This is a genomic window from Paraburkholderia sp. ZP32-5, from assembly GCF_021390495.1.
Classification (GTDB): Bacteria; Pseudomonadota; Gammaproteobacteria; order Burkholderiales; family Burkholderiaceae; genus Paraburkholderia.
The window spans coordinates 3,158,490-3,183,095 of record NZ_JAJEJP010000001.1; the positions used below are offsets into that span (position 1 = coordinate 3,158,490).

Annotated in this window: 23 protein-coding genes, 1 tRNA gene and 1 pseudogene; 16 read left to right on the forward strand and 9 right to left on the reverse strand. The window is 61.1% G+C overall.

Annotated features, from left to right (window positions below):
* Positions 1 to 73: 73 nt before the first annotated feature.
* The 3 genes from rpoZ to L0U82_RS13525 are packed head-to-tail and all read right to left on the reverse strand — an operon-like array spanning position 74 to position 1,962.
* Positions 74 to 277: a DNA-directed RNA polymerase subunit omega gene (gene rpoZ, locus L0U82_RS13515; protein WP_044848533.1), complete on the reverse strand. Its 204-nt coding sequence runs from the start codon at positions 275 to 277 to the stop codon at positions 74 to 76.
* A gap of 60 nt (positions 278 to 337) precedes the next feature.
* Complete coding sequence (gene gmk, locus L0U82_RS13520) at positions 338 to 1,021, reverse strand: guanylate kinase (RefSeq protein WP_233831634.1); 684 nt, start codon at positions 1,019 to 1,021, stop codon at positions 338 to 340.
* 17 nt (positions 1,022 to 1,038) lie between these two features.
* Positions 1,039 to 1,962 carry a YicC/YloC family endoribonuclease gene (locus L0U82_RS13525; RefSeq protein ID WP_233831635.1) on the reverse strand — a complete coding sequence of 308 codons (924 nt, stop codon included), beginning with the start codon at positions 1,960 to 1,962 and terminating at the stop codon, positions 1,039 to 1,041.
* Between the two features lie 407 nt (positions 1,963 to 2,369).
* Between L0U82_RS13525 and rph the strand changes: the two genes are divergently transcribed.
* From rph to hemW, 3 genes are read left to right on the forward strand one after another with little or no spacing between them, the layout of a single operon-like run.
* On the forward strand, positions 2,370 to 3,107 hold the full coding sequence (gene rph / locus L0U82_RS13530) for a ribonuclease PH (protein WP_233831636.1): 738 nt from the start codon (positions 2,370 to 2,372) through the stop codon (positions 3,105 to 3,107).
* Positions 3,108 to 3,127: 20 nt separating this feature from the next.
* Positions 3,128 to 3,733, forward strand: a complete 606-nt coding sequence (gene rdgB, locus L0U82_RS13535) for an RdgB/HAM1 family non-canonical purine NTP pyrophosphatase (protein ID WP_233833273.1) — start codon at positions 3,128 to 3,130, stop codon at positions 3,731 to 3,733.
* The gene (gene hemW / locus L0U82_RS13540; protein WP_233831637.1) at positions 3,730 to 4,959 is read left to right on the forward strand and encodes a radical SAM family heme chaperone HemW; all 1,230 of its coding nucleotides are present in this window, start codon (positions 3,730 to 3,732) and stop codon (positions 4,957 to 4,959) included. Before rdgB ends, hemW begins: the two co-directional genes overlap by 4 nt.
* Before the next feature lie 41 nt (positions 4,960 to 5,000).
* Here hemW and L0U82_RS13545 read toward each other — a convergent pair whose 3' ends face one another.
* Together L0U82_RS13545 and L0U82_RS13550 are read right to left on the reverse strand one after the other, a co-directional pair.
* Positions 5,001 to 5,396, reverse strand: a complete 396-nt coding sequence (locus L0U82_RS13545) for a DUF934 domain-containing protein (RefSeq protein ID WP_233831638.1) — start codon at positions 5,394 to 5,396, stop codon at positions 5,001 to 5,003.
* Complete coding sequence (locus L0U82_RS13550; RefSeq protein WP_233831639.1) at positions 5,393 to 7,174, reverse strand: nitrite/sulfite reductase; 1,782 nt, start codon at positions 7,172 to 7,174, stop codon at positions 5,393 to 5,395. The genes L0U82_RS13545 and L0U82_RS13550 overlap by 4 nt, the downstream gene beginning before the upstream one ends.
* A gap of 130 nt (positions 7,175 to 7,304) precedes the next feature.
* Here L0U82_RS13550 and L0U82_RS13555 point away from each other — a divergent pair, with 130 nt between their 5' ends.
* Complete coding sequence (locus L0U82_RS13555; RefSeq protein ID WP_233831640.1) at positions 7,305 to 8,723, forward strand: aminotransferase-like domain-containing protein; 1,419 nt, start codon at positions 7,305 to 7,307, stop codon at positions 8,721 to 8,723.
* A gap of 86 nt (positions 8,724 to 8,809) precedes the next feature.
* On the opposite strand, the gene L0U82_RS13560 is transcribed toward L0U82_RS13555, so the two are convergent.
* On the reverse strand, positions 8,810 to 9,013 hold the full coding sequence (locus tag L0U82_RS13560) for a DUF2970 domain-containing protein (protein ID WP_233831642.1): 204 nt from the start codon (positions 9,011 to 9,013) through the stop codon (positions 8,810 to 8,812).
* A gap of 256 nt (positions 9,014 to 9,269) precedes the next feature.
* Here L0U82_RS13560 and L0U82_RS13565 point away from each other — a divergent pair.
* From L0U82_RS13565 to L0U82_RS13585, 5 genes are all read left to right on the forward strand, one after another.
* A tRNA-Ser gene (locus tag L0U82_RS13565) sits at positions 9,270 to 9,359 on the forward strand.
* A 395-nt stretch (positions 9,360 to 9,754) separates the two neighbouring features.
* Positions 9,755 to 10,021 carry a hypothetical protein gene (locus tag L0U82_RS13570; RefSeq protein WP_233831644.1) on the forward strand — a complete coding sequence of 89 codons (267 nt, stop codon included), beginning with the start codon at positions 9,755 to 9,757 and terminating at the stop codon, positions 10,019 to 10,021.
* A gap of 356 nt (positions 10,022 to 10,377) precedes the next feature.
* Positions 10,378 to 10,851 (forward strand): Hcp family type VI secretion system effector, encoded by a 474-nt coding sequence (locus L0U82_RS13575; protein WP_233831646.1) that lies wholly within the window; start codon positions 10,378 to 10,380, stop codon positions 10,849 to 10,851.
* A 16-nt stretch (positions 10,852 to 10,867) separates the two neighbouring features.
* Positions 10,868 to 11,362: an STM2901 family protein gene (locus tag L0U82_RS13580; protein WP_233831647.1), complete on the forward strand. Its 495-nt coding sequence runs from the start codon at positions 10,868 to 10,870 to the stop codon at positions 11,360 to 11,362.
* Complete coding sequence (locus tag L0U82_RS13585; RefSeq protein ID WP_233831648.1) at positions 11,334 to 11,750, forward strand: DUF1493 family protein; 417 nt, start codon at positions 11,334 to 11,336, stop codon at positions 11,748 to 11,750. The genes L0U82_RS13580 and L0U82_RS13585 overlap by 29 nt, the downstream gene beginning before the upstream one ends.
* A gap of 51 nt (positions 11,751 to 11,801) precedes the next feature.
* Here the strand turns inward: L0U82_RS13585 and L0U82_RS13590 are convergent, their stop codons facing one another.
* The 3 genes from L0U82_RS13590 to L0U82_RS13600 form a co-directional block, all read right to left on the reverse strand.
* Complete coding sequence (locus L0U82_RS13590; RefSeq protein WP_233831649.1) at positions 11,802 to 12,206, reverse strand: RidA family protein; 405 nt, start codon at positions 12,204 to 12,206, stop codon at positions 11,802 to 11,804.
* A 277-nt stretch (positions 12,207 to 12,483) separates the two neighbouring features.
* Complete coding sequence (locus tag L0U82_RS13595; protein WP_233831650.1) at positions 12,484 to 12,714, reverse strand: hypothetical protein; 231 nt, start codon at positions 12,712 to 12,714, stop codon at positions 12,484 to 12,486.
* 123 nt (positions 12,715 to 12,837) lie between these two features.
* Positions 12,838 to 14,058, reverse strand: a complete 1,221-nt coding sequence (locus L0U82_RS13600) for a Bcr/CflA family multidrug efflux MFS transporter (protein WP_233831651.1) — start codon at positions 14,056 to 14,058, stop codon at positions 12,838 to 12,840.
* Between the two features lie 411 nt (positions 14,059 to 14,469).
* Here L0U82_RS13600 and L0U82_RS13605 point away from each other — a divergent pair.
* From L0U82_RS13605 to L0U82_RS13635, 7 genes and pseudogenes are all read left to right on the forward strand, one after another.
* Positions 14,470 to 15,045, forward strand: a pseudogene (locus L0U82_RS13605) (hypothetical protein); the annotation flags it as partial.
* 315 nt (positions 15,046 to 15,360) lie between these two features.
* A complete protein-coding gene (gene hemL / locus L0U82_RS13610) occupies positions 15,361 to 16,644 on the forward strand; it encodes a glutamate-1-semialdehyde 2,1-aminomutase (protein ID WP_233831654.1) in 1,284 nt (427 codons plus the stop codon).
* A 63-nt stretch (positions 16,645 to 16,707) separates the two neighbouring features.
* Positions 16,708 to 17,859 carry a bifunctional diaminohydroxyphosphoribosylaminopyrimidine deaminase/5-amino-6-(5-phosphoribosylamino)uracil reductase RibD gene (gene ribD / locus L0U82_RS13615; RefSeq protein ID WP_233831656.1) on the forward strand — a complete coding sequence of 384 codons (1,152 nt, stop codon included), beginning with the start codon at positions 16,708 to 16,710 and terminating at the stop codon, positions 17,857 to 17,859.
* Between the two features lie 15 nt (positions 17,860 to 17,874).
* Positions 17,875 to 18,510, forward strand: a complete 636-nt coding sequence (locus tag L0U82_RS13620) for a riboflavin synthase (RefSeq protein ID WP_233831658.1) — start codon at positions 17,875 to 17,877, stop codon at positions 18,508 to 18,510.
* A gap of 1,845 nt (positions 18,511 to 20,355) precedes the next feature.
* Positions 20,356 to 22,554, forward strand: coding sequence for a TonB-dependent siderophore receptor (locus L0U82_RS13625; RefSeq protein ID WP_233831660.1), 2,199 nt, complete (start codon positions 20,356 to 20,358; stop codon positions 22,552 to 22,554).
* 58 nt (positions 22,555 to 22,612) lie between these two features.
* Positions 22,613 to 23,143, forward strand: coding sequence for a cytochrome b (locus tag L0U82_RS13630; RefSeq protein WP_233831661.1), 531 nt, complete (start codon positions 22,613 to 22,615; stop codon positions 23,141 to 23,143).
* Between the two features lie 198 nt (positions 23,144 to 23,341).
* Positions 23,342 to 24,499 (forward strand): SGNH/GDSL hydrolase family protein, encoded by a 1,158-nt coding sequence (locus L0U82_RS13635; RefSeq protein ID WP_233831662.1) that lies wholly within the window; start codon positions 23,342 to 23,344, stop codon positions 24,497 to 24,499.
* Positions 24,500 to 24,606: the final 107 nt, after the last annotated feature.

The window sequence follows — 24,606 nt, forward strand, 5'->3', positions numbered from 1 at the left end:
GGACGCAGGTCTGCAAGTCGAGCAATCCGGTGTGGCAAAAACCGGGCAAAGCGAAAACGAAAAACCGTGGGTCTTAAACAGGTACCTTCTTCAGCATTTCGACGCCGACCTGGCCGGACGCGATTTCACGCAGCGCAACGACGGTGGGCTTGTCGCGGCTTTCGATCTTCGGCGTATGACCTTGAGCGAGCTGACGCGCACGATAGGTCGCGGCGAGCGCGAGTTCGAAACGGTTCGGGATCTGTTTGAGGCAGTCTTCGACGGTAATGCGGGCCATGTTGGTTTCCTTCTCAGTATGTTGCTTATTCTACCTTATGTGCTCGGCACAACGCCGCGCTCAGGCGTGCGGCAGGTGGATCCCGAGCTGCATGAAAAGCTGCGTGTGACGCGCGTACTGCGACGCGAAACGCGAACGCGTCGCGCCGACCAGACAACGCAACTCAGCCAGCGCGCGCTCGAAGTTCTCGTTGATCACCACGTACTCCGCCTCGGCCGCGTGCGCGATCTCGCCACCGGCCGCGAGCAGGCGCCGCGTGATCACGTTCGGCTCGTCCTGGCCGCGCTTTTTCAGACGCTCTTCGAGTGCTTCGAGCGACGGCGGCAGAATGAAAATTTCGACCGCATTGTGAAACTGCTTCTTCACCTGCTGCGCGCCCTGCCAGTCGATTTCGAGCAGCACGTCATGGCCGCTTTTCATCTGTTCCTCGATCCACACGCGTGAGGTGCCGTAGTAGTTACCGTGCACTTCCGCGCTTTCGAGAAACTCGCCAGCATCATGGCGCTGCATGAAGTCTTCGACGGTCGTGAAGTGATAGTGCTCGCCGTCCTGCTCCTTCGGACGCGGCGGGCGCGTCGTGTACGAGATCGACAGACGGATCGCGTCGTCGCCCGCGAGCAGCGCGTTCACCAGCGTCGACTTGCCCGCGCCCGACGGCGCGACGACCATGAACAGATTGCCGGGATAAGCGCCCGCATAGGGATGGCGCGGCGCGCCGGGTTCGCGTGTGTGATGCTCGGTCATGGTGTGGTGCTCCGGCCTTATTCGAGATTCTGTACCTGCTCGCGCATCTGTTCGATCAGCAGCTTGAGCGTCATCGACGAATCCGCGAGTTCCTTCGCCGCCGCCTTCGAGCCCAGCGTGTTCGCTTCGCGATTCAGTTCCTGCATCATGAAGTCGAGCCGCTTGCCGACCTTGCCGCCCTTCTCGATCACGTGACGGGTTTCGCTCAGGTGCGCGGTCAGGCGCGACAGTTCTTCGGCGATGTCGATGCGAATGCCGTACATCGTCACTTCCTGGCGAATCCGCTCGTTGATCTCTTCACGCGACACGATCGTCGCGGCCGCATCCGGCGCGGCGATACCGAGCGCTTCCTGCAGACGTTCGACGATTTTCTGCTGATGCCGCGTGATCAGCTCGGGCACGAGCGGCGTGATCTTCGCAACGATCGTTTCCATTTCGGTCACATTGGACAGCAGCATGTTCGCGAGCTGCGAGCCTTCGCGCGCGCGCACGTCGATCAGATCGCCGATCGCCTGCTTGCCGCAGCCGAGTACCGCGTCGCGCAGCGTCTCGGGCGCGATGTTGCTTTCGGCGAGCACGCCGGGCCAGCGCAGGATTTCGCCGGTGCGCAGACGGCCCGCGTCGGGGAATGTCGACAGCACCGTGCGTTCGAGTTGCGCGAGTTGCGCGAGCGCGTCGCTGTTCACCGAGCCCGCGTTCGCCGACTGCTCGCTGCGTTGCAGATTGACGCGGATGTCGACCTTGCCGCGCGACAGCTTGTTCATCAGCATCTCGCGCAGCGTCGGTTCGACGACGCGCACGTCTTCCGGCATGCGGAAGTTCAGATCGAGAAAGCGCGAGTTCACCGTGCGCAGTTCGACCGACACGCTCACGCCGCCCGTGCCCGAAGCTGCTACGAGTTCGCGCGTGGCGCTCGCATAGCCAGTCATGCTGTAGATCATCGTATTTCTCGCGATTGCGGCCATGCGTTACACGTCTGGCCTGAGAAGCGGATCGCCCGGCGTGTACGAGACGCGGGGCGGGGAACCGGCATTATCCCATTTTTGGCGGCGGCATCCGGCGCACGCCAGCGCGCATGCGGGCTCGCACGGGGCTTTGCGCGCGCTTGCTGGACATCGCCCGATGCCATGCGTGATGCGGACCGTCGTGCCGGGCACTTCAACGCTGATCGTCGCGCTGCATTGCGTTCGCACCGGCGTACTCCGCACATGCCATCGCCGTATCTTCCGCACGCAACTTCGCGCCCGCCGTGCACGCGTCACCGCGCTAACCGATCGGCGGTAAAATTGCGCTTTTCCCTGCGCCGTTCTTCCCACCCGTTTTCCCACCTACTCCACTCCATTCCGACATGAGCAACGACACCCAACGCCCCAGCGGCCGCCAGCCCGACCAGTTGCGCGACGTGCGCATCACGCGCCATTACACGAAGCATGCGGAAGGTTCGGTGCTGGTCGAATTCGGCGACACCAAGGTCATTTGCACCGCGAGCGTCAGCGAGAGCGTGCCGCCGTTTCTGCGCGACCGCGGCCAGGGCTGGCTCACCGCCGAATACGGCATGCTGCCGCGCGCCACGCACACCCGCAGCGACCGCGAAGCCGCGCGCGGCAAGCAGACCGGCCGCACGCAGGAAATCCAGCGGCTGATCGGCCGTGCGCTGCGCTCGGTGTTCGACCTCGAAAAGCTCGGCGCGCGCACGATCAATCTCGACTGCGACGTGATCCAGGCCGACGGCGGCACGCGCACCGCGAGCATCACCGGCGCATTCGTCGCCGCGCACGATGCGGTCGCGAAACTGCTGGCCACCGGCCGTATCGAAAGCTCGCCGATCACCGATTACATCGCCGCGATTTCGGTCGGCGTGTACGACGGTGTGGCAGTGCTCGATCTCGACTACGACGAAGACTCGCAGTGCGACACCGACATGAACGTCGTGATGACGGGCTCGGGCGGCTTCGTCGAAATTCAGGGCACCGCCGAGGGCGTGCCGTTTTCGCGCGACGAAATGAATACGCTGCTCGATCTCGCGAGCGCCGGCATCAACACGCTGATCGCCAAGCAGAAGCAGGCGCTGGGAGTGCAGCAGTGAATGCAGCAGATCAGAACGGCATGCCGCTGAAGAAAGTCGTGCTCGCGTCGAACAACGCGGGCAAGCTGCGCGAATTCGCGGCGCTGCTCGGCGCGGCCGGCATCGAGCTGATCGCGCAAGGCGCGCTCAACGTGCCGGAAGCGCCAGAGCCGCATCCCACCTTCGTCGAAAACGCGCTGACCAAGGCGCGTCATGCGGCGAAACTCACCGGCCTGCCCGCGCTCGCCGACGACTCCGGCCTGTGCGTGCGCGCGCTGCGCGGCGCGCCGGGCGTCTATTCGGCGCGTTACGCGCAGCTCGCCGGCGGCGAGAAGAGCGACGCGGCGAACAACGCGCGCCTCGTTGCCGAGTTGCGCGATGTGAACGACCGGCGCGGCTACTACTTCTGCGTACTCGCACTGGTGCGTCACGCGGACGACCCCGAACCGCTGATCGCCGAAGGCCGCTGGCATGGCGAAATTCTCGATGCGCCGCGCGGCGAGCATGGTTTCGGCTACGACCCGTACTTCTATCTGCCGTCGCTGAACGCGAGCGCCGCCGAACTCGAGCCGGCGGTAAAGAACGCCAGCAGCCATCGCGCGATCGCGCTGCGGCAACTGCTCGCGCGTCTGTCGGAGGAAGCGTGATTCCGATTCGACCGACGCCGGCCGAGGTCGGCAATGGTGTCATCAAGGCGTTCACGTCGCCGGGCGGCATTCGTCTGACTTCGCTGCCGCCGCTCGCGCTGTACGTGCATTTTCCGTGGTGCGTGCGCAAGTGCCCGTATTGCGATTTCAATTCGCACGAGTGGAAGGGCGACGCGTTCCCCGAGAACGACTATCTCGACGCGCTGCGTGCCGATCTGGAAATGGCGCTGCCGTTGATCTGGGGGCGCCAGGTGCATACGGTGTTCATCGGTGGCGGCACGCCGAGCCTGTTGTCGGCGGCTGGGCTCGACCGGTTGCTGTCGGACGTGCGCGCGCTGCTGCCGCTCGACGCCGACGCCGAAATCACGCTCGAAGCGAACCCCGGCACGTTCGAAGCGGACAAGTTCGCGCAGTTTCGCGCGAGCGGCGTGAACCGGCTATCGGTGGGCATCCAGAGTTTCAACGAAGCGCATCTGAAGGCGCTCGGGCGGATTCACGACGCCGCGCAGGCGCGCCATGCGGTCGAAGTCGCCGCCACCACGTTCGACAATTTCAACCTCGATCTGATGTTCGCGCTGCCGCAACAGACGCTCGCCGAATGCCAGGCCGACGTCGAAACGGCGCTGTCGTTCGCGCCGCCGCATCTGTCGCTGTATCACCTGACGCTCGAACCGAACACGCTATTCGCGAAATTCCCGCCCGCGTTGCCCGACGACGACGCGTCCGCCGATATGCAGGACTGGATCCATCAACGCACCGCCGAGGCCGGCTACGAACGCTACGAGGTGTCCGCGTACGCGCAGCCGCACAAGCAGAGCAAGCACAACCTGAACTACTGGCGTTTCGGCGATTACATCGGCATCGGCGCGGGCGCGCATACGAAGCTGTCGTTTCCGAATCGCGTGCTGCGGCAGGCGCGCTACAAGCATCCGACCACCTTCATCGAGCAGGCCAAGGCCGGCACCGCCGTGCAGGAAGAACACGAGGTCGGCCCGCGCGATCTGCCGTTCGAATTCATGCTGAACGCGCTGCGGCTGGTGGAAGGATTTCCGGTGCATCGCTTCATCGAACGCACGGGTTTGTCGATCACCACCATCGAACCCGCGTTGCAGGAAGCCGAGCGGCGCAAGCTGATCACGCGCGACCACGAAAAGATCGCGCCGACACCGCTCGGCCAGGCGTTCCTGAACGATCTGCAGGCGCTGTTTCTGAAAGATCCGCAGTGAAGCGATGAAGCGCGACTGACGGCGCCGGAAGGCGTCCGGGTCTATTCCGGGCGGCCGGCGTCCGATCCCCGATAGTCGCGTTGATAGAAACCGGCGAAGCGTTCGAGTTGCCGCGCGGCATCCGCCGGCGCGAGACCTTCGTTGAGCACGACACTCGAAAAGCCGGTGCGCGCCATCTGCAACAGCTGGTCTATCTGCACGTCGCCCGTCGCGCGCAAATCGCCGGAGAAGCTCAAGCGGCGCCGCAACAGGTAGGCCTGGCTGTACGCGCGTCCGTCGGTGAAATGCGGGAAGTGCAGCTCGATGCGCTCGACTTCGCCGAGCTTGCCGGCCAGTTCCATCGGGTCGGCATCGTTAGCCAGCTTGAGCACGCCTTGCTCGGATGCTTCGGCGGCAGTTTCCAGTGTGAATATTTTTAGCGGCGGCAGATTCGTCATGCGATCACCTCGCCTTTCGTGCGTGCTTCGTTCGCCGCCGTCTTGAAGGGTTCGAGACCGATGCGGCGCACCGTGTCGATGAACCGTTCGTATCGCCCCTCCCCTCGATGCTCACGCGCATCGCGATAGGTCGACAGAATCGCCTCGACGATATCCGGCACTTCGGCCGCGGAGAACGACGGGCCAATCACCTTGCCGGGTTGCGCCGCGCCGCTACCGGCCGCTCCGTCGGAGCCGCCGAGCGTGATCTGGTACCACTCCTTGCCATCCTTATCGACACCCAGCACGCCAATGTGTCCGCTGTGGTGATGGCCGCACGAGTTGATGCAGCCGCTGACGTGCACATCGATTTCGCCGATATCGTCGAGTTCGTCGAGGTCCTGATAGCGTTCGGCCAGCGCCTGCGCGACCGGAATCGAGCGCGCATTCGCCAGCGCGCAAAAGTCGCCGCCCGGACACGCGATGATGTCCGTCAACAAGCCAACGTTGGTGCTGGCAAAGCCGAGCGCATTGGCCGCTTCCCACAATGCAAAGAGCTGGTCCGCGGCGACCCATGGCAAAACGATGTTCTGCGTATGCGTGACCCGCGCCTCGCCTGCCGAGAATCGGTCCGCCAGCTCGGCGAGACGTTCGAGCTGCGTGGCGCTCGCGTCGCCAGGCGCCTGTCCGAGCCGCTTGAACGACAGCGTGACGATGCGCAGCGCAGGATCCTTATGCGGTGCCACATTGCGTTGCAGCCATCGCGTGAAGCGCGGCTCGTCGGCCTGCGCCGGCGTTCGCGCAGCATGCTCAACCTCGTGCTGCGCGCGGCGCGTCGGCGCGACAAACGCCGCGGTGACGCGATCGAGTTCCGACTGAACAATCGTGTGCGGACCGCCGTCATGCTCGACGATCTGGCGGAATTCATCCTCGACGTCGTCGATGTAGCGCTGCCCTTCCGCCTTCACGAGGATCTTGATGCGCGCCTTGTACTTGTTGTCGCGCCGTCCATAGCGGTTGTACACGCGCACGACCGCTTCGATGTAGTTCATGATCTGCTGCCACGGCAAGAACTCGCGCAGCACGATGCCGATCATCGGCGTGCGTCCCATGCCGCCACCAGCCGTCACCCTGAATCCCAGCGCACCGGCTTCGTCGTGCACGAGCCGAAGGCCGACATCGTGCCAGTCCGTCGCGGCCCGATCCTCGGCGGCGCCGGTGACCGCGATCTTGAACTTGCGCGGCAGGTACGCGAATTCGGGGTGCAGCGTCGTCCATTGCCGCATCAGTTCCGCGAACGGACGCGGATCGGCGATCTCATCGGGCGCGACGCCGGCACGCTCGTCGCACGAGATGTTGCGAATGCAATTGCCGCTGGTCTGAATGCCGTGCATGTCGACCGATGCCAGCAGATCCATCACGTCGGCCGCGCGCGCAAGCGGAATCCAGTTGAATTGCACGTTGGTGCGGGTCGTGAAGTGCGCCGAGTGCGTCGGCAGATGGGTGGTGCCGAGCTTGCGTTGCGCGTCGAAAGCCTGCGCGTACACCTCCGGTTCCGGGCTGTCGTAGTCGCGCGCGATGCACGCCAGCACCCGCAACTGCGCGCTCGACAATTCGCCATAAGGGACCGCCACCCGCAACATCGGCGCGTGGCGCTGCACATACCAGCCGTTCTGCAGACGCAACGGACGAAAGGCGTCTTCGCTCAGCCGGCCATCCTGCCAGCGTTCGAGCTGATCGCGAAACTGCGCGGCGCGGCTATAGACGAATGCTTTGTCGAACTCGGTGTATTGATACATGGATAGGATGCTTCTCCCGTCGCGGGACGTTGACTTAAGCGGTTACGATAGGCGCCTCACCGCTGCGCGCACAGAAGCAGATGCCGATGAAGCGTGCGCAGCAGATACAAGGACGTTGCAAGGGCAATCAATGAAGCGCTACGAAACTATCGCGACGAATCTGGCGGAGCAGATCCGCGCAGGCCATCTTCCCGTCGGGGTGCGCCTGCCGTCGCTGCGTCACCTGATTGCGCAATACGGCGTCAGTCAGTCGACCGTTTTCCGCGCTTACTATCTGCTCGAACAGTGGGGCCTCGTGCGCGCCGAGGAGCGCGCCGGCTACTTCGTCACGCAAGGCGCCACGGTGAAAGAGAAGGCCGCCGCCAACGGACTCTCGACCACGCCGACCAAAGTCGACATCAGCGATCTGGTGTTCTCCGTTCTCGAATCGGCTCGTCATCCGGACATCGTGCCGCTTGGCTCGGCGTTTCCGTCGCCGCAGCTGTTTCCGTCGGCGCGGCTTCTGAAGTCGCTGGTCTCGGGCACGCGTTCGCTGAGCCCGTGGAGCACCGTGGAAGATCTGCCGCCCGGCAACGACCACCTGCGTCAGCAGATCAGCATTCGTTATGTCGGAGCGGGGTTATCGGTGTCGCCCGATGAAATCCTCGTCACCAACGGCGCGCTCGAGGCATTGAACCTGTGCCTGATGGCGGTCACCCGTCCCGGCGATCTCGTCGCGGTTGAATCGCCTGGCTTTTACGCGGCCCTGCAGGCCATCGAGCGGCTCGATCTGCGCGCGGTGGAAATTCCGGTCGACCCGGTTTCCGGCCTCGATCTGGAAGCGCTGCAACGCGCGCTCGATCAGCATCCGATCCGAGCATGCTGGTTCATGCCCAACTTCCAGAATCCGACCGGCACGTCGATGACGGTCGAAAAGAAACGCGCGTTGGTCGAGATGCTGCGCGCTCGCGACGTGCCCCTGATCGAGGACGACGTCTATCAGGAGCTGCACTTCAGCCGCGACCGCCCGCTGCCGGCCAAGGCGTTCGATACGCAAGGTCTCGTCATGCACTGCAGTTCGTTCTCGAAGACACTCGCGCCGGGTTATCGGATCGGCTGGGCGTCCGCGGGCCGATTCGCCGACCGCGTGCGCCGGCTCAAGCTGATGACCACGCTATCCGCGTGCATTCCGGCTCAGGCAGGTGTGGCCGATTATCTGCAGAACGGCGGCTACGACCGACATCTGCGCTCGCTGCGCGCGTCGCTGCAGTCGCAGCTGGAGCAGATGGAGACGGCGCTGCGCAAGTGGTTGCCCGACTCCGTCAGATGGGTGCGGCCGAACGGCGGCTATCTGCTGTGGCTGCAATTGCCTTCGTCGGTGAATGCGATGGCGCTGCATGCGCTCGCGACCGAGCGCGGTATCAGCATTGCGCCGGGGCCAATTTTCTCCGCAACGCATGCGTTCCAGGATTGCATCCGGCTGAACTTCGGCCATCCGTGGAACCCACGGTTCGAGGAGGCGATTCGTACGCTTGCGGGGATTCTCGATAACCCGGCTGTCCACGGTTAAGGGACTGCCCGGCGGCGCTGCGGCGTACGGCAATGCTGAGGTTGTGCCGACGCCCTCGCGCTCGCCGGAACCCGGTGTGCTGGTGCTCAGAAGCCTTGCGTCGAACTCGTGACACCGGTAATCAGATGGACGACACCGAAGATCAACAGGCCGATCATCAGCGCAAGCGCCACGGCAACGAACGGCAGAAGCACCATGTTGACGTTGGCAAAGTCCGCCTCGTGAGACGCGCGCTTGCGCACCCCGAAGAAGCTCGACAAGACGATGCGGACCATTGTGATCAGTTCCATGACTGCTCTCCCAAGAATTTATCGCTTGCGTTGATATTCGCGCAGGACGTGGTATCGCGGGCGTAGCAGTTTCGGTTAATCCGAGGTAAGCAGCGGGTGGGGGCGGGTGTTTGTGGTGATGGGAGGCTGGAGGGGGAGGTTGTTTCCGAGAGTGGACTCGTTCGTGGCCGATTGTGGTGGCTGGGGCGGCCCGGGCGGCTCGCGGTATGCCGCGCGGTTGAGGACCGGTCGGCAAATCAGTTACAATCGCCGGCTTGGAGGTGTGGCCGAGCGGTTTAAGGCACCGGTCTTGAAAACCGGCGAAGGAGCAATCCTTCCGTGAGTTCGAATCTCACCGCCTCCGCCAGGATTGAATGAAAACCCCGTCAGCGGAAACGCTTGCGGGGTTTTGCTTTTTTGCAGTCCGACTATGCAGCCCGCCATCGGATACAAACTCGCGTACTGACAGTCCGCCAATGTCAATATCGGAGTGCACCACGCCGGTCCAATCGTACGCTACACTGACAATGTCACGTTCACAGCGTGACCCTGGATTGGCGTCCGGGACATGACAAAGGCGGGCAACCGCCGACCGGCGGATTTTTTACGCCCGTATCAAGCGCTCCTATGGTCGGGCCTTGGTAAGGGAGCGCTTGCGCTCGCCGGTTTCCTTTGTCACCGGTACGCCAACCTCGCCTTGCGCCCGGCCACCCCGATTGGCGTCGGGGTCCGGGTTATCGAACCCGGCAAAGGAGGTGTCTCATGCACCATGTCCCCGCTCGCTCTGAGCAAACGCAATTCCCTCTTACTGATATCGACGTCGCTGCAAAGCGCGAACGCGAAACGCTAGAACAATCCCGTTCAGAACTCCTCGTTGCACTTGCCGCCGCCGAGCAATCTGCCAGTACGTTTCTGCCGGGTTCGCTGGAACACGGCAATGCGAAGTCTCGCGTAACCCGTTTGCAAAAACGAACTGCGACTTATCCGAGGCAGGCTTGGAGCAGCGAAGAAACGTCACAACCTTGGTGATCTGCTAATAGAAGTCTGCCGGGAGCGCGTCGCCGCGCCTGAATGGCAGCGCATCGTTGCCGAAGCACGGCGAAGACACGATACACAGGACGCATTACGCGCGGCAGATGTGTCTCCGAGTGCGAGACGCGCGGAGAACAAATAAGCACGCGGACCAACAAACGCGCAGCTGTCGCTTTTCTGTCGATTGTCGATGCGTTTAAGACTGCTCTGATCCTCAACGACGGATTGGCGAGATATCAATCAGTACTTCGCCCCACGAACCGCCGAACGCGGTTCTGCGCGGGGGAGTGAATGTCTTCGAGCAAGAATGGACCGATGCATTCGAAGTAATGCATCACTCCGGGAGAGCGTGCATGTCTAATATTTTTATCAAAATTAACGGTGTTACGGGCGAGTCGCAGAATGCTGCGCATCCAGACGAAATAGAAGTCCTTAGCTGGAATTGGGCGATAACGCAGCCATCCAGTCTGCACTCAGGTTCCGGTGGCGGTGCGGCGAAAGCCTCTGCTTCGGCATTGCATTTCATGCATAGCATTGACCGGGCAAGCCCAATACTTGCGGGTCAATGCTTTCAGGGAAAACATATCCCTGAGGCTGTACTGACCATGAGCAAGGCGAATGGCACCAATTTCGATTACCTCAGAATCACAATGAATGACGTGATCATCTCGCACGTTGAATCGGCGGCAGGAGGCGGATTGGCATTGGAGCACGTCGCACTATCTTTCGCCCGAATGAAAAAGGAGTACGTGTTGCAACGCGCAACGGGTAGGAGTCAAGGCACTGTAACGGCAATCGTAGACTTGAAACAAAACCCCATCGCCTAGGCATAGGGACCTACTAATGAATGACTATGAACGCCTGATAGCCGCAGATGCAGCGACGTCTGAAAATCTCTATTCATACGGGGGACGAGAGGATTTTACTGCCCAGGAGTTGTACGTCGCGGTACTGGTGGAAGAAACATGCACGAGGCTGGGAATCGTCGACATTGCTGCAGTTATTGCATTCATTACTGGACAGCCACACCTATCAACGAGACAGAAATTTGGCGGGGCGACGCATGGAACATCATTGGCGTCCGTTATCGCAAGAGAGCTTTTGAATTTCAACCTCCCCTTCAGGGTTCCCACGCTGACCAATAACTCCATAAAAGCCCTTCGCTTTTCAATGACAAGCAACTTAGGTGCGGCGGTGGGACGGTGGACACCTCAAATCGGCGTAGCGGTCCTCGTCTATGATGTCATCGTGATCAACCTGATGACGACCTTGCATTACAACAGGCTTGTCAAACCGGAGGACAGACTCAGTGACGGAACAGTCGGAACGCTCGGCTGAACATGCATGGCGAGCACTCGAGAACTTCCTCCGAGACAAAAAATATTTGTCCCCACGTGAAGTTCTGAGGCCAGACATCGACATTCGTTGGAAATTGGGAATAGATGGCGACGACGCGGTCGCCTTTATTCCTGCTTTTTTTGAAACGTTCCAGATAAGGGAAGGGGATTTTTTATACAGTCGATATTTCGACGGCGAAGGAATCAGTTCCTTTTCGGCGTTGCTTACTCTATTGTTCGCATTGTTCTTTAAAAACTATCGCGAGGAAGTTCGACAGCAACGGCAAGCGTCAATAGTGACGCCTCAGATGCTTCAACGCGCTATCGAGCTTGGTGTCTGGGATAGTCAGCGTTTAACGGAAACGGATGGCCCGCCGTCGAAGGAATGACCTAGACCGCCCGCGCACGTGTGCGGGCGTCTCTTTCACCGAACACAAAACCTACACCACCGCCACCACCTCAACCTCCACCTTAAACCCATAATGCAACTGCGGCACCGGCACAACCGCGCGCGCCGGCTTCGCATCACCAGCCCAGCGCGCGTAGATCTGGTTAAAGCTCGCCCAGTTCTCCACATCGACGACATAAACCCGCACCTGCACCAGCTGCGCAACACTGCTGCCGACACTCTCAAGCGCCGCTTTCACATTAGCCAAGACCTGTTCGGCCTGCACGTCGAATGGCGCGTCGTTGAGCTTGTCGCCTTGCGGGTTAATCGGCAATTGCCCCGACACGAACACGAAGCCATTCGCAACCGCGACGTGACTATAGTGACCACCGGGTTTAGCGAGCGTGGTGGGATTGTTGGTCTGCGGCAGATGCGAGTCGTGTGAATTGTCAGTCATGAACCACTCCAGAAGTCGAGAACGTCCGGGCGGCAACCATCAGCCTAAGCGGAACGCCCGCACGACGAGCGCCCATCTTCACACAACCAGCGAAAAGTCTCACGCGACACGCGAGCGCGCTGAATACGGCCGAACAACCGGGCAACAGAACACCCGAGCGATTCGAGACCCACGAGACAAAACGAAACGAGAAGAGACAAGAGCAATCCACCAGCCCCCGCCCCACCCCGCCAGCCTCATCCGCATCAAGCCGCATGCGTTGCCGCGAAAGCCACCATCACGCAGCGGCCATCTCGAGCCTCTCGCGCGCATCCGCGCAACGACGATTCAGATCGCGATGCATCAGTCGGCCATCGAGCAAGGCCGATACATCGGTCAAACCGTAATCAAAGCGCAAGACATATTCGATGTCGGTGTAGTCGTAATAAGCGCCGCTGTCTGCCAGCCTTTGCGCTTCGGCGAATGCGGCATGTTGCCGTTCGCCGTTCATCAAGTCTTTGATCGCCATGATTGCCGCTCCGAGGAACAGTGACTTCATCATAGCAATGCAATTCAAAACGCACGGTGGCGCGCGCGCAACACCTGGTGTTTTCCGTACCTGCACGCACAGCTGTCATACAGAGCACATGGCTCACGCGGCGGCCACCGGCGTGCTGGTCCGATGCCAGCGCATCACCAGAAAACGGCCGACGAAACACAGCGTGCCCGCCACGCCGACCACCACGCCCATGCCCTGCGGCGAGCCGTCCTGCCACAACCCGACCGCAAGACTCGACAACGCGCCGAGCGCGAGCTGCACCGCGCCGAACACGGCCGCCGCGGCGCCGGCGTTGGCCGGGTAGCGATGCATCAGGTCGGTCGTGCAATTGGCGGACAGCACGCCCACCACGCCGACCACGAAGAACAGCCCGAACACGATCGACCACAAACCGCCCCACCCCGTCAGCGATACGACGCTGACGAACAGCGACGCGACGAAACTCACGGTCGCGGCAAATGAAATGATCGGCAGCGGACCGAGCCGGCTGACGAGTCGCGTATTCAGGTAATTGCCGAACATGATGCCGACGATATTCAGCGCGAACAGAAAGCCGTAATGCTGCGCCGAGATATGGAAGTACTCGATATACACGAACGGCGTCGCGGTGATGTACGCGAACATCGACGCGAACGCCATACCGCCGCACAGCATGTGCCCCCACGCGACCGGATCGCGCAGCAGCGTGCCGTACGCACCGAACGATTTCAGCAACGCCGACTGCGCGCGCTTCTCGCGCGGCCATGTCTCCGGCACCTTGAGGAACGCGGTCACCGCGCACACGGAACCGAACAGCGTCAGTGCAACGAATACCGCGCGCCAGCCGCCGAGCAGCAGCAACTGCCCGCCGATCAGCGGCGCGAGCAGCGGGCCGATCGACGTGACGATCGCGATCATCGACAGCACGCGGGCGGCGTCGCCGGGCTCGTGCGCGTCGCGCGCAATTGCCCGCGCGAGCACCGACGCCGAGCCCGCGCCCAACGCCTGCAGAAAGCGGAACGACACCAGCGAGCCGATCGAGAACGACAGCGCGCACGCGATGCTCGCGAGCGCATACATGATGATGCCGCCGAGCAGAATCGGCCGGCGTCCATAGGTATCCGACAACGGGCCGTACAGCAGCATGCCGATCGAGAAGCCGAACATGAAGCTCGTGAGCGTCGTTTGCGCGGCGGCGGTATTGACCGCGAAGGCCTGCGCGATGGTCGGCAGGCTCGGCAGGTACATGTCGATGGAAATCGGCCCGCAGGCGGCGAGCGCACCGAGCAACAGGATCAGCCGGCCATCGGGCCGGCGTTTGATGACGTCAGACATGGGAAATCCGGAGGAGCGCCGTGCCGGCATCGGCAGCGGCATGGATGAAGCGGAGCAGCGACGGCCTGACGGAATCGATTGTACGCGACGCCCGATCGTCAACCGTGCTTGCGCGTGGCTCATGGCCGTGTGGGCAATCCGATCCGCTGTCGAGTTTGGCGCAGCGATGACGGCGATCGTGATAACTGTCCGGCGGCCGTGATAGCAAAGACGGCCACCGCGATAACCGCACCACCTGCCAGCACGCTGGCGGCCGCCCATCGACACCACCCACACTGCCCGACAACCGCGCCGCCGATCGGTTAAGCTGCCGCCTGCATCCTGCGAGCGCATCGTTGCCGCACGGCACCGTGCTCATCGAACCCGCGCCCGCCCCCGCGCAACGCCACCTGATCCCGTTTCGAGCCCGCAATGACCGCCTTCCTGCTGATCTGGAGCCCCAAGAAATGGCCATGGCCCGAGCTGCCCGACATCGCGAAACGCGTGGCCGCTGGCGACGCGGTGACCGACGTCTGGGGCTGCGGCTTCGCGCGCGGCATCCTGCCGGGCGATCGTGTGTTCCTGCATCGCGTCGCGCAGGAACCGAAGGGCGTTTTCGGCTCCGGCTACGTGACGCGCGCGCCGTACGAAGTGCCGGATGCATCGACGAAACGCGGCTACCGGCTGTGCATCGACTTTGTCTACGACTGGCTCGTCGATGCGCATCAGGCGCCGGTGATTGCACGCGAGCAATTGCGCGTGCATCCGTTCTCGGTACAGACATGGGATGCGCAAAGTTCCGGCACGATCATCAAGCCCATCGCAGAAGGCGCGCTGGAGAAGCGCTGGGCCGAGCTGACCGGCAAGCGCAAGCCGCCGAAGCTGGCCGCACCGGCCGGCCCGACGCGCTCGACAAAAGTCACGGCGCATACCGCAGCGGCACAAAAGGCGGCCAACATCGTCAACGCAAAGCCGCCGGCAGCCAGCGAACAGTCCGCGAAGAAGCCAGCCCGTGCCGCAACGCGCGACAGCTCGGCCAACAACGCATCGGCTGACACCATAAACACCACAACAACCGCAACCACCGCTACGCGGCAGAAAACCACAACGAGCCGCACACCGGAAAGCGGGCCAAAACGCACCCGCCGAAGCCGCTGACAACGGCGCCCGGCGCGACAGCGCTTCGCCCGCCCCAAAGCCCTTCCACGCCGACTCCGGTACAATTTCTCGATCTACCTCAGCATTGTGCGAAACGCCCTCGGGAGTCGTCCGAGGCTCTTCGCGCCGCTGCGCAACCCGTATTTCCTATCCCCAGCCATCGCCATGTCCAGAAACGAAACCCTCTTCGAACGCGCGCAACGCACGATCCCCGGCGGCGTGAACTCGCCGGTGCGCGCCTTCCGCTCCGTCGGCGGCACGCCGCGCTTTATCGAGCGCGCGCAAGGCGCGTACTTCTGGGATGCGGACGGCCAGCGCTACACCGACTACATCGGCTCGTGGGGCCCGATGATCCTCGGCCACGTGCATCCGGAAGTGCTCGAAGCGGTGCAGCGCGTGCTCGCGGACGGCTTCTCGTTCGGCGCGCCGACGGAATCGGAAGTCGAAATCGCCGAAGAAATCTGCAAGCTGATGCCGTCGATCGAACAGGTGCGCATGGTGTCGAGCGGCACCGAAGCGACGATGAGCGCGCTGCGTCTCGCGCGCGGCTTCACGAACCGCAGCCGCATCGTCAAGTTCGAAGGCTGCTACCACGGTCACGCGGACAGCCTGCTGGTCAAGGCCGGCTCGGGCCTGTTGACCTTCGGCAACCCGACCTCGGCGGGCGTGCCGGTCGATATCGCCAAGCACACCACGGTCCTCGAATACAACAACGTCGCGGCGCTCGAAGAAGCGTTCAGCGCGTTCGGCAACGAGATCGCATCGGTGATCGTCGAGCCGGTCGCGGGCAATATGAATCTCGTGCGCGCGACGCCGGAATTCCTGCAGGCACTGCGGCGCCTGTGCAGCGAATACGGCGCCGTGCTGATCTTCGACGAAGTGATGTGCGGTTTTCGCGTGGCACTCGGTGGCGCGCAGCAACTGTACGGCGTGACGCCGGACCTGACCTGCCTCGGCAAGGTGATCGGCGGCGGCATGCCGGCGGCGGCATTCGGCGGCCGGCGCGACATCATGGCTCACCTCGCGCCGCTGGGCGGCGTCTATCAGGCAGGCACGCTGTCGGGTAATCCGATCGCGGTCGCGGCCGGTCTGAAAACGCTGCAGCTAATCCAGGCGCCGGGCTTCTACGACACGCTTGCCGCGCGCACTGTGCGTCTCACGCAGGATCTCGAACAGGCCGCGCGCGAAGCGGGCGTGCCGTTCGCGGCCGATGCGCTCGGCGGCATGTTCGGCCTGTATTTCCGCGAATCGATTCCGGCGAGCTTCGCCGAGGTCACGCAAAGCGACGTGCCGCGCTTCAACGCGTTCTTCCACAAGATGCTCGACGCGGGCGTGTACTTCGCGCCGTCCGCGTACGAAGCGGGCTTCGTATCGATCGCTCACGACGACGCGGTAATCGACGCGACGATCGACGCCGCGCGCGGCGCGTTCGCGTCGCTGAAGGACTGAATGAAGGGCTGCACGAAGGGCTGAGACCGGCCCGACCCAGACACTGCACTACAACGGACACCGATGTTTTCGCAAACCGATTTCGTCCATATGGAACGCGCGCTCGCCCTCGCGAAGCGCGGCATGTACACGACCGACCCGAATCCGCGCGTCGGTTGCGTGCTCGTGAGGAACGGCGAGGTGATCGGCGAAGGCTATACGCAGCCGGCCGGCCAGGACCACGCGGAGATCCGCGCGCTGAAGGATGCGCGCTCGCGCGGTCATGATCTGCGCGGCGCGACCGCCTACGTCACGCTCGAGCCGTGCAGCCACTTCGGCCGCACGCCGCCGTGCGCGAACGCGCTGATCGAAGCGCAGATCGGCCGCGTGATCGCGGCGATGGAAGATCCGAATCCGCAGGTTTCCGGCCGCGGTCTCGCGATGCTGCGCGACGCCGGCATCGAGGTGCGCTGCGGGCTGCTCGCGAACGAAGCGCGGGAACTGAACATCGGCTTCGTGTCGCGTATGACGCGCGGCCGTCCGTGGGTGCGCATGAAGGTGGCGGCATCGCTCGATGGCCGAACCGGTTTGCCGTCCGGCGTGAGTCAATGGATCACCGGCGAGGCCGCGCGTGCCGATGGCCACGCGTGGCGCGCGCGAGCATCGGCGATCCTGACCGGCATCGGCACCGTGCGCGAGGACAACCCGCGCATGACGGTGCGCGCGGTCGATACGCCGCGCCAGCCGCTGCGCGTGCTGATCGACAGTCAGCTCGACGTGCCGCTCGACGCGCAGATTCTGGCCGGCGCGCCGACGCTGATTTTCTGCGGCCATCTCGATCACCGTCTCGAAGAACGCGCGAGCGCGCTGCGCGAGCGCGGCGCCGAGATCGTGCCGCTGCCCAACGCGGCCGGCAAGGTCGATCTGCCTCAACTGCTGAATGTGCTCGGCCAACGCAATGTGAACGAACTGCACGTCGAGGCCGGCTACAAGCTGAACGGCTCGCTGCTGCGCGAAGGCTGCGTCGATGAACTGCTGGTGTATCTGGCACCGAGCCTGCTCGGCATGGACTCGATGAGTATGTTCAGTGTCACCGCGCCCGGCACGCTCGACGAGCGCGTCAAACTGAACTTCCATACGGTCGAGCGGATCGGCGACGATCTGCGGATTCTCGCGCGCTTCGCGCCGCCGGCCGCGCCCGGGACCGACTCCGTGTCCCCCACCGTTTCGAAATGATCAAGGATTAGCACGATGTTTACAGGAATCGTCGCGGCAGTGGGCCGCATCGAATCAGTCAAGCCGCTCGGCGCGGGTGGCGACGCGGGCGTGCGCCTGAATGTCGAAGCCGGCGGCCTGGATCTCGCCGACGTGCGGCTCGGCGACAGCATCACGATCCAGGGCGCCTGCATGACGGTGGTCGCGAAGACCGCGCAATCGTTCGAAGTCGACGTGTCGCGCGAGAGCCTGAACCGCACGGTCGGGCTCGGCGAACCGGGTGAGGTCAATCTCGAGAAAGCGCTGCGCGCGCATGACCGGCTTGGCGGGCATATCGTGTCCGGTCACGTGGATGGGCTCGGTACCGTGACGCGCTTTGCACCGGTTGGTGAATCGCACGAGTTGCGGATTCTCGCGCCGCGTGAGATCGGACGTTATCTCGCGTACAAGGGATCGGTGACGGTCAATGGTGTGAGTCTGACGGTCAACTCGGTCGAAGATCGTGACGAGGGTTGCGAGTTTTCGATCAATCTGATTCCGCATACGGTGCAGGTTACGTCGCTCAAGCATCTGCGCGATGGGGCGCGAGTGAATCTGGAGATTGATCTGATCGCGCGGTATGTGGAGCGGATGCTTGGGGCGGGTCAGGACGACCATGACGCATTGAAATAATTGTACTTTCGGCGAATCGACCTTCTGCCGTCGTATCGCCGAATCTCGCCAGACCCGCGATCTGGTGGCAATATTTCTGACGGCATACCGTCATTTTCCAGGATTTATATACCGCCGCGCCTTCAGATAACGGCCTCCCTACATCGCCAGATAGACTGCCTGCCGCGTCGGTATTGGGACAGGCAGAGACCACTTCAAAGCACGATCGTATGGTGTGTCGCCTTCTTCTGGACCTGAGCGGTAACACGACACCGAGAACCTTCTGTTTTCTCCAGCCTAGGGACCACCGAGTCCGTTACGAACATGGCCTGGAGAACGACCCCGACTCATTCATCGTCGAAATCCCCGTGCCGCTTGTGACGAATGTGCCCGCCAGCGTTCCTCGCGCGCTACCACCCGAGTTCATCACCAACCTCATCTACAACGCCAACTCGCCGACGAGTGCATTCGAGATCCTTTGAATTCCATGGTCCGACGCATGTTTCGCGCTTCCGCGCGTCGACCGGTCGGACTGAATATTGGGCGCCCATAAGATGAATAGTAAGTCGGGTCGATTGGCGACCATAGCTTTGTGACTCAATGCACAAGCGAAGCTCACGGTACCAGCTGACATTGCCGGCGGATCTTAACTCGCGGCCCCCTCAGTCGAAGATGGACCAGATACGCTCAGCGCGAGCAGGTAAGCAGAGTTCTGGATCATTGGCAAAAACTTAATGCTCTGAGTGAAGCGGGTGCGATCGAGGAAAGCGTTTGGCTTGACGTCAACCTTCCCCATAAACGTCGTGCGGTCGCGGTTTCTATCCGGCTCTCGTCCACGAATTCACCGTCGACAATACGGATGATATCGTAGAACTCACGCTGGATCGAAAGATACTCGGGTATAGAAACCTCTTTGTACTTCTCGTTCGAGTACCTCTGGCGACGTCCGCACCTACTCGACGAAAGCGGTGACGCGCATTATCTCTTCATCGGGCACCACGCATTGGACACTGCGGCGACCTTTTGACTCACCGTCCATCACGGCATGTTCCGACTTATCGCAGCAGCATACGAATACTTGCACGCTGGGACTAGAAAGGGAACGCATGACCAGGTAGGGATGTGCTCGTCGGAAAACGATAACCCAAATATGGATAAGTACTGCGCCTGGATTCAATAGCTCATCTTTGGCGACCTCAAAATCTGTTAGCCATGCTCCTCATAAGCCGTCTCGTGAAGCACCCACGTCATCGGGTTCACAACGAACATCTGTTCATACCTTGTCCAAAACCACCTTCATCATCTCTTCGGAAGATCCCAATTCGGGGAGATGCTCAAGCGTGAAAACCGGATTGTTGATGGCGACGGAAAATGGTTGCAACAACTCATCACTTCATCGTCGAGCAAAGTTTCATCCTGCTTCCTTCGATTTCTCAAAGCGTCAAAGAACGCTTCTTCGAAAACAAATTCTGATCGTCGAAGCGGCCTTCGAACTTCACTTCCGGTCTTCATCGGTTCGCGGTCTACACAAGCACGCGGCGTGGCATCACGGTTTCCCTGAGCACAACGAGATGAAGCGCGAAACGCATTGCGCTCGCGTAAGCCGAGTGATGCAAATATCACATATTGATCGCGAGATACGATCTTCCTAGGTGAAATTTGGCCCATTAGACTTGCCTCAACCTGAATAGAGTTCGACCTCGAAGAGGTTCTGTCAGTAGCGGACGGTCACTTCAATCCTTAAGCGTTTGCCCAGCAAGGCCCACAAGCTAGTTCTTTAGCCCCCAATACTTTTTCTTGTGAAATCGCGTGCTGAATTCATCCAGCCGTCAGCACAGGTTCTTTAATTAGAAAGGGATGTTACAGATGGACAGCACAACAGATAAAACATTGAGACGCAAACGGATCGCAATCGCCGTAGCAAGCTTGGGACTATCAGTGGCTCTTTTGCAAAGGACAGCGAACGCGCAGGTTCCGTCGCCACAGCCGCAATCGGACCTTGTCAATAGGGATGCACTAACTAAAGCGCCCGTCAGCGGTGCTGCGGACAGCGCCGTACCCGCGGCCACAGCCAGCTCGACGGCAGCTTCGCCACGCGAATCGGCCGCGGACAAAACCGACAGCGGAAGCTCCGCGACTAATGGCATTCCAATGACGGTCAACGTGGTTTCGCGCTCGTCCCTCGATCAGCAGCAGCCCAATGATTCCTACGAGGCTTTGCGCGGCGCGGCCGGCATCTCCAGTTCGGCTGGCGCGTCGGTCGCAGACAACGTTTCGATTCGCGGCATCGCGCTTGAGGGCCGCACAAGCTTTCGGCTTAACGGCGCATTGCCCATCAACAACTTCCTGGCAATGCCACTTGAGGACAAGCAGGGAGAAGAAGCGTTGAAGGGCGCCGCCGCTTTACTATTCGGCATTGCAAGTCCGTCGGGCATCGTCAATCTCGTCACTAAACGCGCAGGGGACAAGCCTAACGCCTCTATCGGTATCGCAGGCAATACCAATGGCGAGATCGTCGGCAGTGTCGACGTGGGCCGACGCTTCGGCACGGACAATCAGTTCGGGATACGTGTCAATGCGGCGGGCGGCCATCTGTCGAACCAGTTGGAAGACGCGGAAGGCTCACGGCGCTTCGTGAGTGTCGCGGCGGATTGGCGCGCCAGCGACCGCCTATCGTTCAAGCTCGACTTCGAAGATTACGAGCGCAGCTTCACCGAAAACTCCACTATCGGACTGCTGTCGCCCGTGAACGGCAAGATCCCGCTCCCCGCAGTGCCGGATCCGAACAAGCTGCTCTCGGGCTCGTGGGCGACCTACAAGGCTCACGCGCAAAACATCCTGCTGCGCGGAGACTACAAGATTACCGACAACTGGACAGTATTAGCCGAGGCTGGACGTGCCGAGACGGAGCGCGATTTCCGCGACGCCTCCACGCTAACGAACTACAACTTGACTACCGGCGAGGGCACACTCGTCACCAAGCTCGCTCGTGGACAGGATTACGTGAACAAATACGGCCGCGTTGAAACCAACGGCAAGTTCGATACGGGGTCGCTTCTGGAGCATCATCTGACCGTCGGCGTAATGTACAACTCTCGCGATCAGAACAATCCCTCGGTGCAATCGATCAAGACACCGCAGAACCTGTTTGATCCGATCACTCTACCGGCGCCTGTGCTTACCGCGCCAATCGTGGACCTGCCGCAGGAGAGTAAGGACACTGGCGTCTATGTCTACGATGCCGTATCCGTCGGCAAGCGTTTCACAGTTATCGGCGGCATGCGCCGCACTGACTACTCACTGACCGCAGCTCAGGCGAACGGTCCGAACACCCGCTTTCAGACCACCAACTATTCGCCGGCCATTGGTATCACCTTCCTGTTACGCCCTGATACCTCGCTCTATGCAAGCTACATGACTGGGCTCGAGGAAACGGGCCTCGCGCCCGTCACAGCCGTCAATGCATATCAAGCGCTTCCGCCGTCAGTGGCAAAGCAGAAGGAAGTCGGTATCCGATCAAGCGCCTTGTACGGCTTCTCAACTACCCTCGCGTATTTCGACATCAATCGCGGCACAGCCCAGCTCAATAACCAGAATGTTTTCCTGATCGATGGCCGCTCGACTTACAGGGGCGTGGAGGCGTCGATCGGCGGCGAAATCAACCGCGCATGGTCGTTCAACCTGGCGGGCCAGTACCTGCATGCGCGCACCTCGGGCGCGTCGGACCCTACGCTTAACGGAACACAGCCAGAGAACACACCTGATTTCACCCTTAGCATGACCGTCGTCTATCGCCCAAGCGTTATTCCGGGAAGCAGCCTGAGCGCGGGCATGTTCCGCACCGGCGCTCAAGCGGTCAACAACGCCAACCAGGCATTCATCCCGGCTTATACGGTATACACACTCGGTGCGGGCTACACTACGCGAATCGCTGGTCATCGGACCACGCTTGCGCTCAACGTGAACAATCTCACCAACGACAGGCATTTTTCGGCGGCTGGCAACGGGCTCCTGATCGTCGGCCCCGCACGCTCCATCCGCTTCTCGGCGCGGGCAGATTTTTAAACATATCGTCAGATAGGTTTTTTTTCAAAATACATTCAATTCCAGTAAATCACCGAACATGTCCACTACCCGTGTAGAACAGAGATACGGTCGTCCTGCTGTGTTGTTGCATTGGACCATCGCGTTGCTGATAGCGCTTGCTTACGTCTCCATGAACGTGCGCGGGCCCAAAGGAACACTTAATCGTATCTTATGGTCGGATGTGCACTTCTGGGCAGGTACTCTGGTACTCGTACTGACCGTTTTGCGCGTAATGTGGCGTGCGCGTGCGGGCGCGCCCCCCCTCCTCCCACAGCCCAAATATTTGATGCTGCTTAGTCACGCAGTACATTTCGTACTGTATGTCTTCATTTTCGTTCAACCCGTATTAGGGATATTGACACTCGATCTACAAGGCCATCCGCTTGCATTGCCTGGCCTGCCATGGTCGCTTAATTTTGTGGGCCCAAACAGGGAGCAGGCAAACACCCTCTTCTGGATTCACAAATATCTGGCCGATACTTTTTATTTTGTTATCGGCCTGCATGCCCTTGCGGCGTTGTGGCATCACTTCGTACGGCGTGACGGGACCTTGCGCAGAATGCTATAGCACGCAACCACCAAGCTCTGCCAGCTCACTGACATCTCCGTCGCACCCGACTGCATCTGCTCGCGTGAGGCGGGTATCGCTTCGCTACGAGAGGTTTGCCAAAAAGAAAATGCCTCGGCCTCGTTTTATGCGTGTCGTCATTCCGAAAACGGACCGAGTCTCGATCAAACACTATCGTTCCCCGTTTTAGCGAAATTTATGGAATCCCCGACTATCTGTGCCCCGTCGAACGAACCTGTTTATGCGTCGGAGCGACTCATCAACTTTCGCACTCGCGGCCACCTGCTCCTGCAAAAGCACTCCACACAGTTGGTGGTCGCCTTTATCGGCGACAGTTGGGTACGAGGAGCTGGCTGGCCGTCGCACGGCGATCCGGAGCGTCGGCGTTACTTCATGCCAGAACTAAGTGCGGCCCTGCAGGATATTTACGGGGACGCGGGTGGCGGCTGGTGTGGGTTTGGCGACACCAACTCGACCACCCGGCGTGGTGGCTCCGCGAACCCGGATCGGCTTTATCAGGAAGGGACAGGCTCCTGGACAACCCAGCGTAATAACCGTCCGGTTCCGGATATCTGTACCAGTCGCAGCGAAACGCCCGGCGACTCGATTCGAGTCAATAATGTGAGGGGGCCTACCAGTCAGGTCACCCTCTTCTTCATACCTGGCGGTAGTATCGAATATAGATGGAATGACGGACCATGGCGTTTGCTCGCGCTCTCCCGGTCATCGGTGCAATCGAAACATTTCGAACACGTCGAGGTCACAACGGCCGTACTAACCGGTTTCCCCCAGCAAGACGGATGGACGCTGGACATTCGGATAGTATCAGGGCCGGTCGAACTGGCAGGCATTGAACACAGGAATAATCAGTCTGGGATTCGCTTGCATAACCTTGGATCGGGCGGCAGCACTGCGCGAGACTGGTGTGCCGTAGCATCTCCGGGATGGCGTTCCGCACTTGAAACGTTGGGGTTGCATACGGCGTTATTGCTGTTTGGGACGAACGACCAGAAACGTGGCTCACCAGAAGAACACCGGCAATCTCTGGCGGACATGGTGAACTCGCTAAGGATGGTGATGCCCGGCGTGGATATTGCCGTCGCCACTCCGCCGGAAAGCGGTGATGTAACTCCGCCCCGCCCGCAAAGACCGATGCGCCTTTATCGCGATCAGGCTCGCGCCCTTGCGGCCGAGTTAGCGTTGTGCCATATCGATCTGCAACCTGTGTTTGGCGACGTCGATAAGTATCGTTATGGCGGAACGTGCGCCTTACTCAACGACTCGCTGATCCATCCGTCAAAGGAAGGTAGTCACCTGATTGCATCGTTTTACCAAAGCTTACTCGACCTGCGCTAGCGACTGCTACTGGTAGCTCAGGGAGATGACATTTACTCGCAACAGACTTGGCACTACCTCTGCTAACTCGAAGAAGATCCGTGCAGATGCACGATATCTGGCGTTCG

What these genes read in the sequence shown, in the direction of transcription:
- rpoZ (WP_044848533.1), bottom strand. Translation starts at nt 277, where the DNA reads ATGGCCCGCATTACCGTCGAAGACTGCCTCAAACAGATCCCGAACCGT.
- gmk (WP_233831634.1), bottom strand. Translation starts at nt 1,021, where the DNA reads ATGACCGAGCATCACACACGCGAACCCGGCGCGCCGCGCCATCCCTAT.
- L0U82_RS13525 (WP_233831635.1), bottom strand. Translation starts at nt 1,962, where the DNA reads ATGATCTACAGCATGACTGGCTATGCGAGCGCCACGCGCGAACTCGTA.
- rph (WP_233831636.1), top strand. Translation starts at nt 2,370, where the DNA reads ATGAGCAACGACACCCAACGCCCCAGCGGCCGCCAGCCCGACCAGTTG.
- rdgB (WP_233833273.1), top strand. Translation starts at nt 3,128, where the DNA reads ATGCCGCTGAAGAAAGTCGTGCTCGCGTCGAACAACGCGGGCAAGCTG.
- L0U82_RS13545 (WP_233831638.1), bottom strand. Translation starts at nt 5,396, where the DNA reads ATGACGAATCTGCCGCCGCTAAAAATATTCACACTGGAAACTGCCGCC.
- L0U82_RS13550 (WP_233831639.1), bottom strand. Translation starts at nt 7,174, where the DNA reads ATGTATCAATACACCGAGTTCGACAAAGCATTCGTCTATAGCCGCGCC.
- L0U82_RS13555 (WP_233831640.1), top strand. Translation starts at nt 7,305, where the DNA reads ATGAAGCGCTACGAAACTATCGCGACGAATCTGGCGGAGCAGATCCGC.
- L0U82_RS13560 (WP_233831642.1), bottom strand. Translation starts at nt 9,013, where the DNA reads ATGGAACTGATCACAATGGTCCGCATCGTCTTGTCGAGCTTCTTCGGG.
- L0U82_RS13570 (WP_233831644.1), top strand. Translation starts at nt 9,755, where the DNA reads ATGCACCATGTCCCCGCTCGCTCTGAGCAAACGCAATTCCCTCTTACT.
- L0U82_RS13575 (WP_233831646.1), top strand. Translation starts at nt 10,378, where the DNA reads ATGTCTAATATTTTTATCAAAATTAACGGTGTTACGGGCGAGTCGCAG.
- L0U82_RS13580 (WP_233831647.1), top strand. Translation starts at nt 10,868, where the DNA reads ATGAATGACTATGAACGCCTGATAGCCGCAGATGCAGCGACGTCTGAA.
- L0U82_RS13590 (WP_233831649.1), bottom strand. Translation starts at nt 12,206, where the DNA reads ATGACTGACAATTCACACGACTCGCATCTGCCGCAGACCAACAATCCC.
- L0U82_RS13595 (WP_233831650.1), bottom strand. Translation starts at nt 12,714, where the DNA reads ATGGCGATCAAAGACTTGATGAACGGCGAACGGCAACATGCCGCATTC.
- L0U82_RS13600 (WP_233831651.1), bottom strand. Translation starts at nt 14,058, where the DNA reads ATGTCTGACGTCATCAAACGCCGGCCCGATGGCCGGCTGATCCTGTTG.
- hemL (WP_233831654.1), top strand. Translation starts at nt 15,361, where the DNA reads ATGTCCAGAAACGAAACCCTCTTCGAACGCGCGCAACGCACGATCCCC.
- ribD (WP_233831656.1), top strand. Translation starts at nt 16,708, where the DNA reads ATGTTTTCGCAAACCGATTTCGTCCATATGGAACGCGCGCTCGCCCTC.
- L0U82_RS13620 (WP_233831658.1), top strand. Translation starts at nt 17,875, where the DNA reads ATGTTTACAGGAATCGTCGCGGCAGTGGGCCGCATCGAATCAGTCAAG.
- L0U82_RS13625 (WP_233831660.1), top strand. Translation starts at nt 20,356, where the DNA reads ATGGACAGCACAACAGATAAAACATTGAGACGCAAACGGATCGCAATC.
- L0U82_RS13630 (WP_233831661.1), top strand. Translation starts at nt 22,613, where the DNA reads ATGTCCACTACCCGTGTAGAACAGAGATACGGTCGTCCTGCTGTGTTG.
- L0U82_RS13635 (WP_233831662.1), top strand. Translation starts at nt 23,342, where the DNA reads ATGGAATCCCCGACTATCTGTGCCCCGTCGAACGAACCTGTTTATGCG.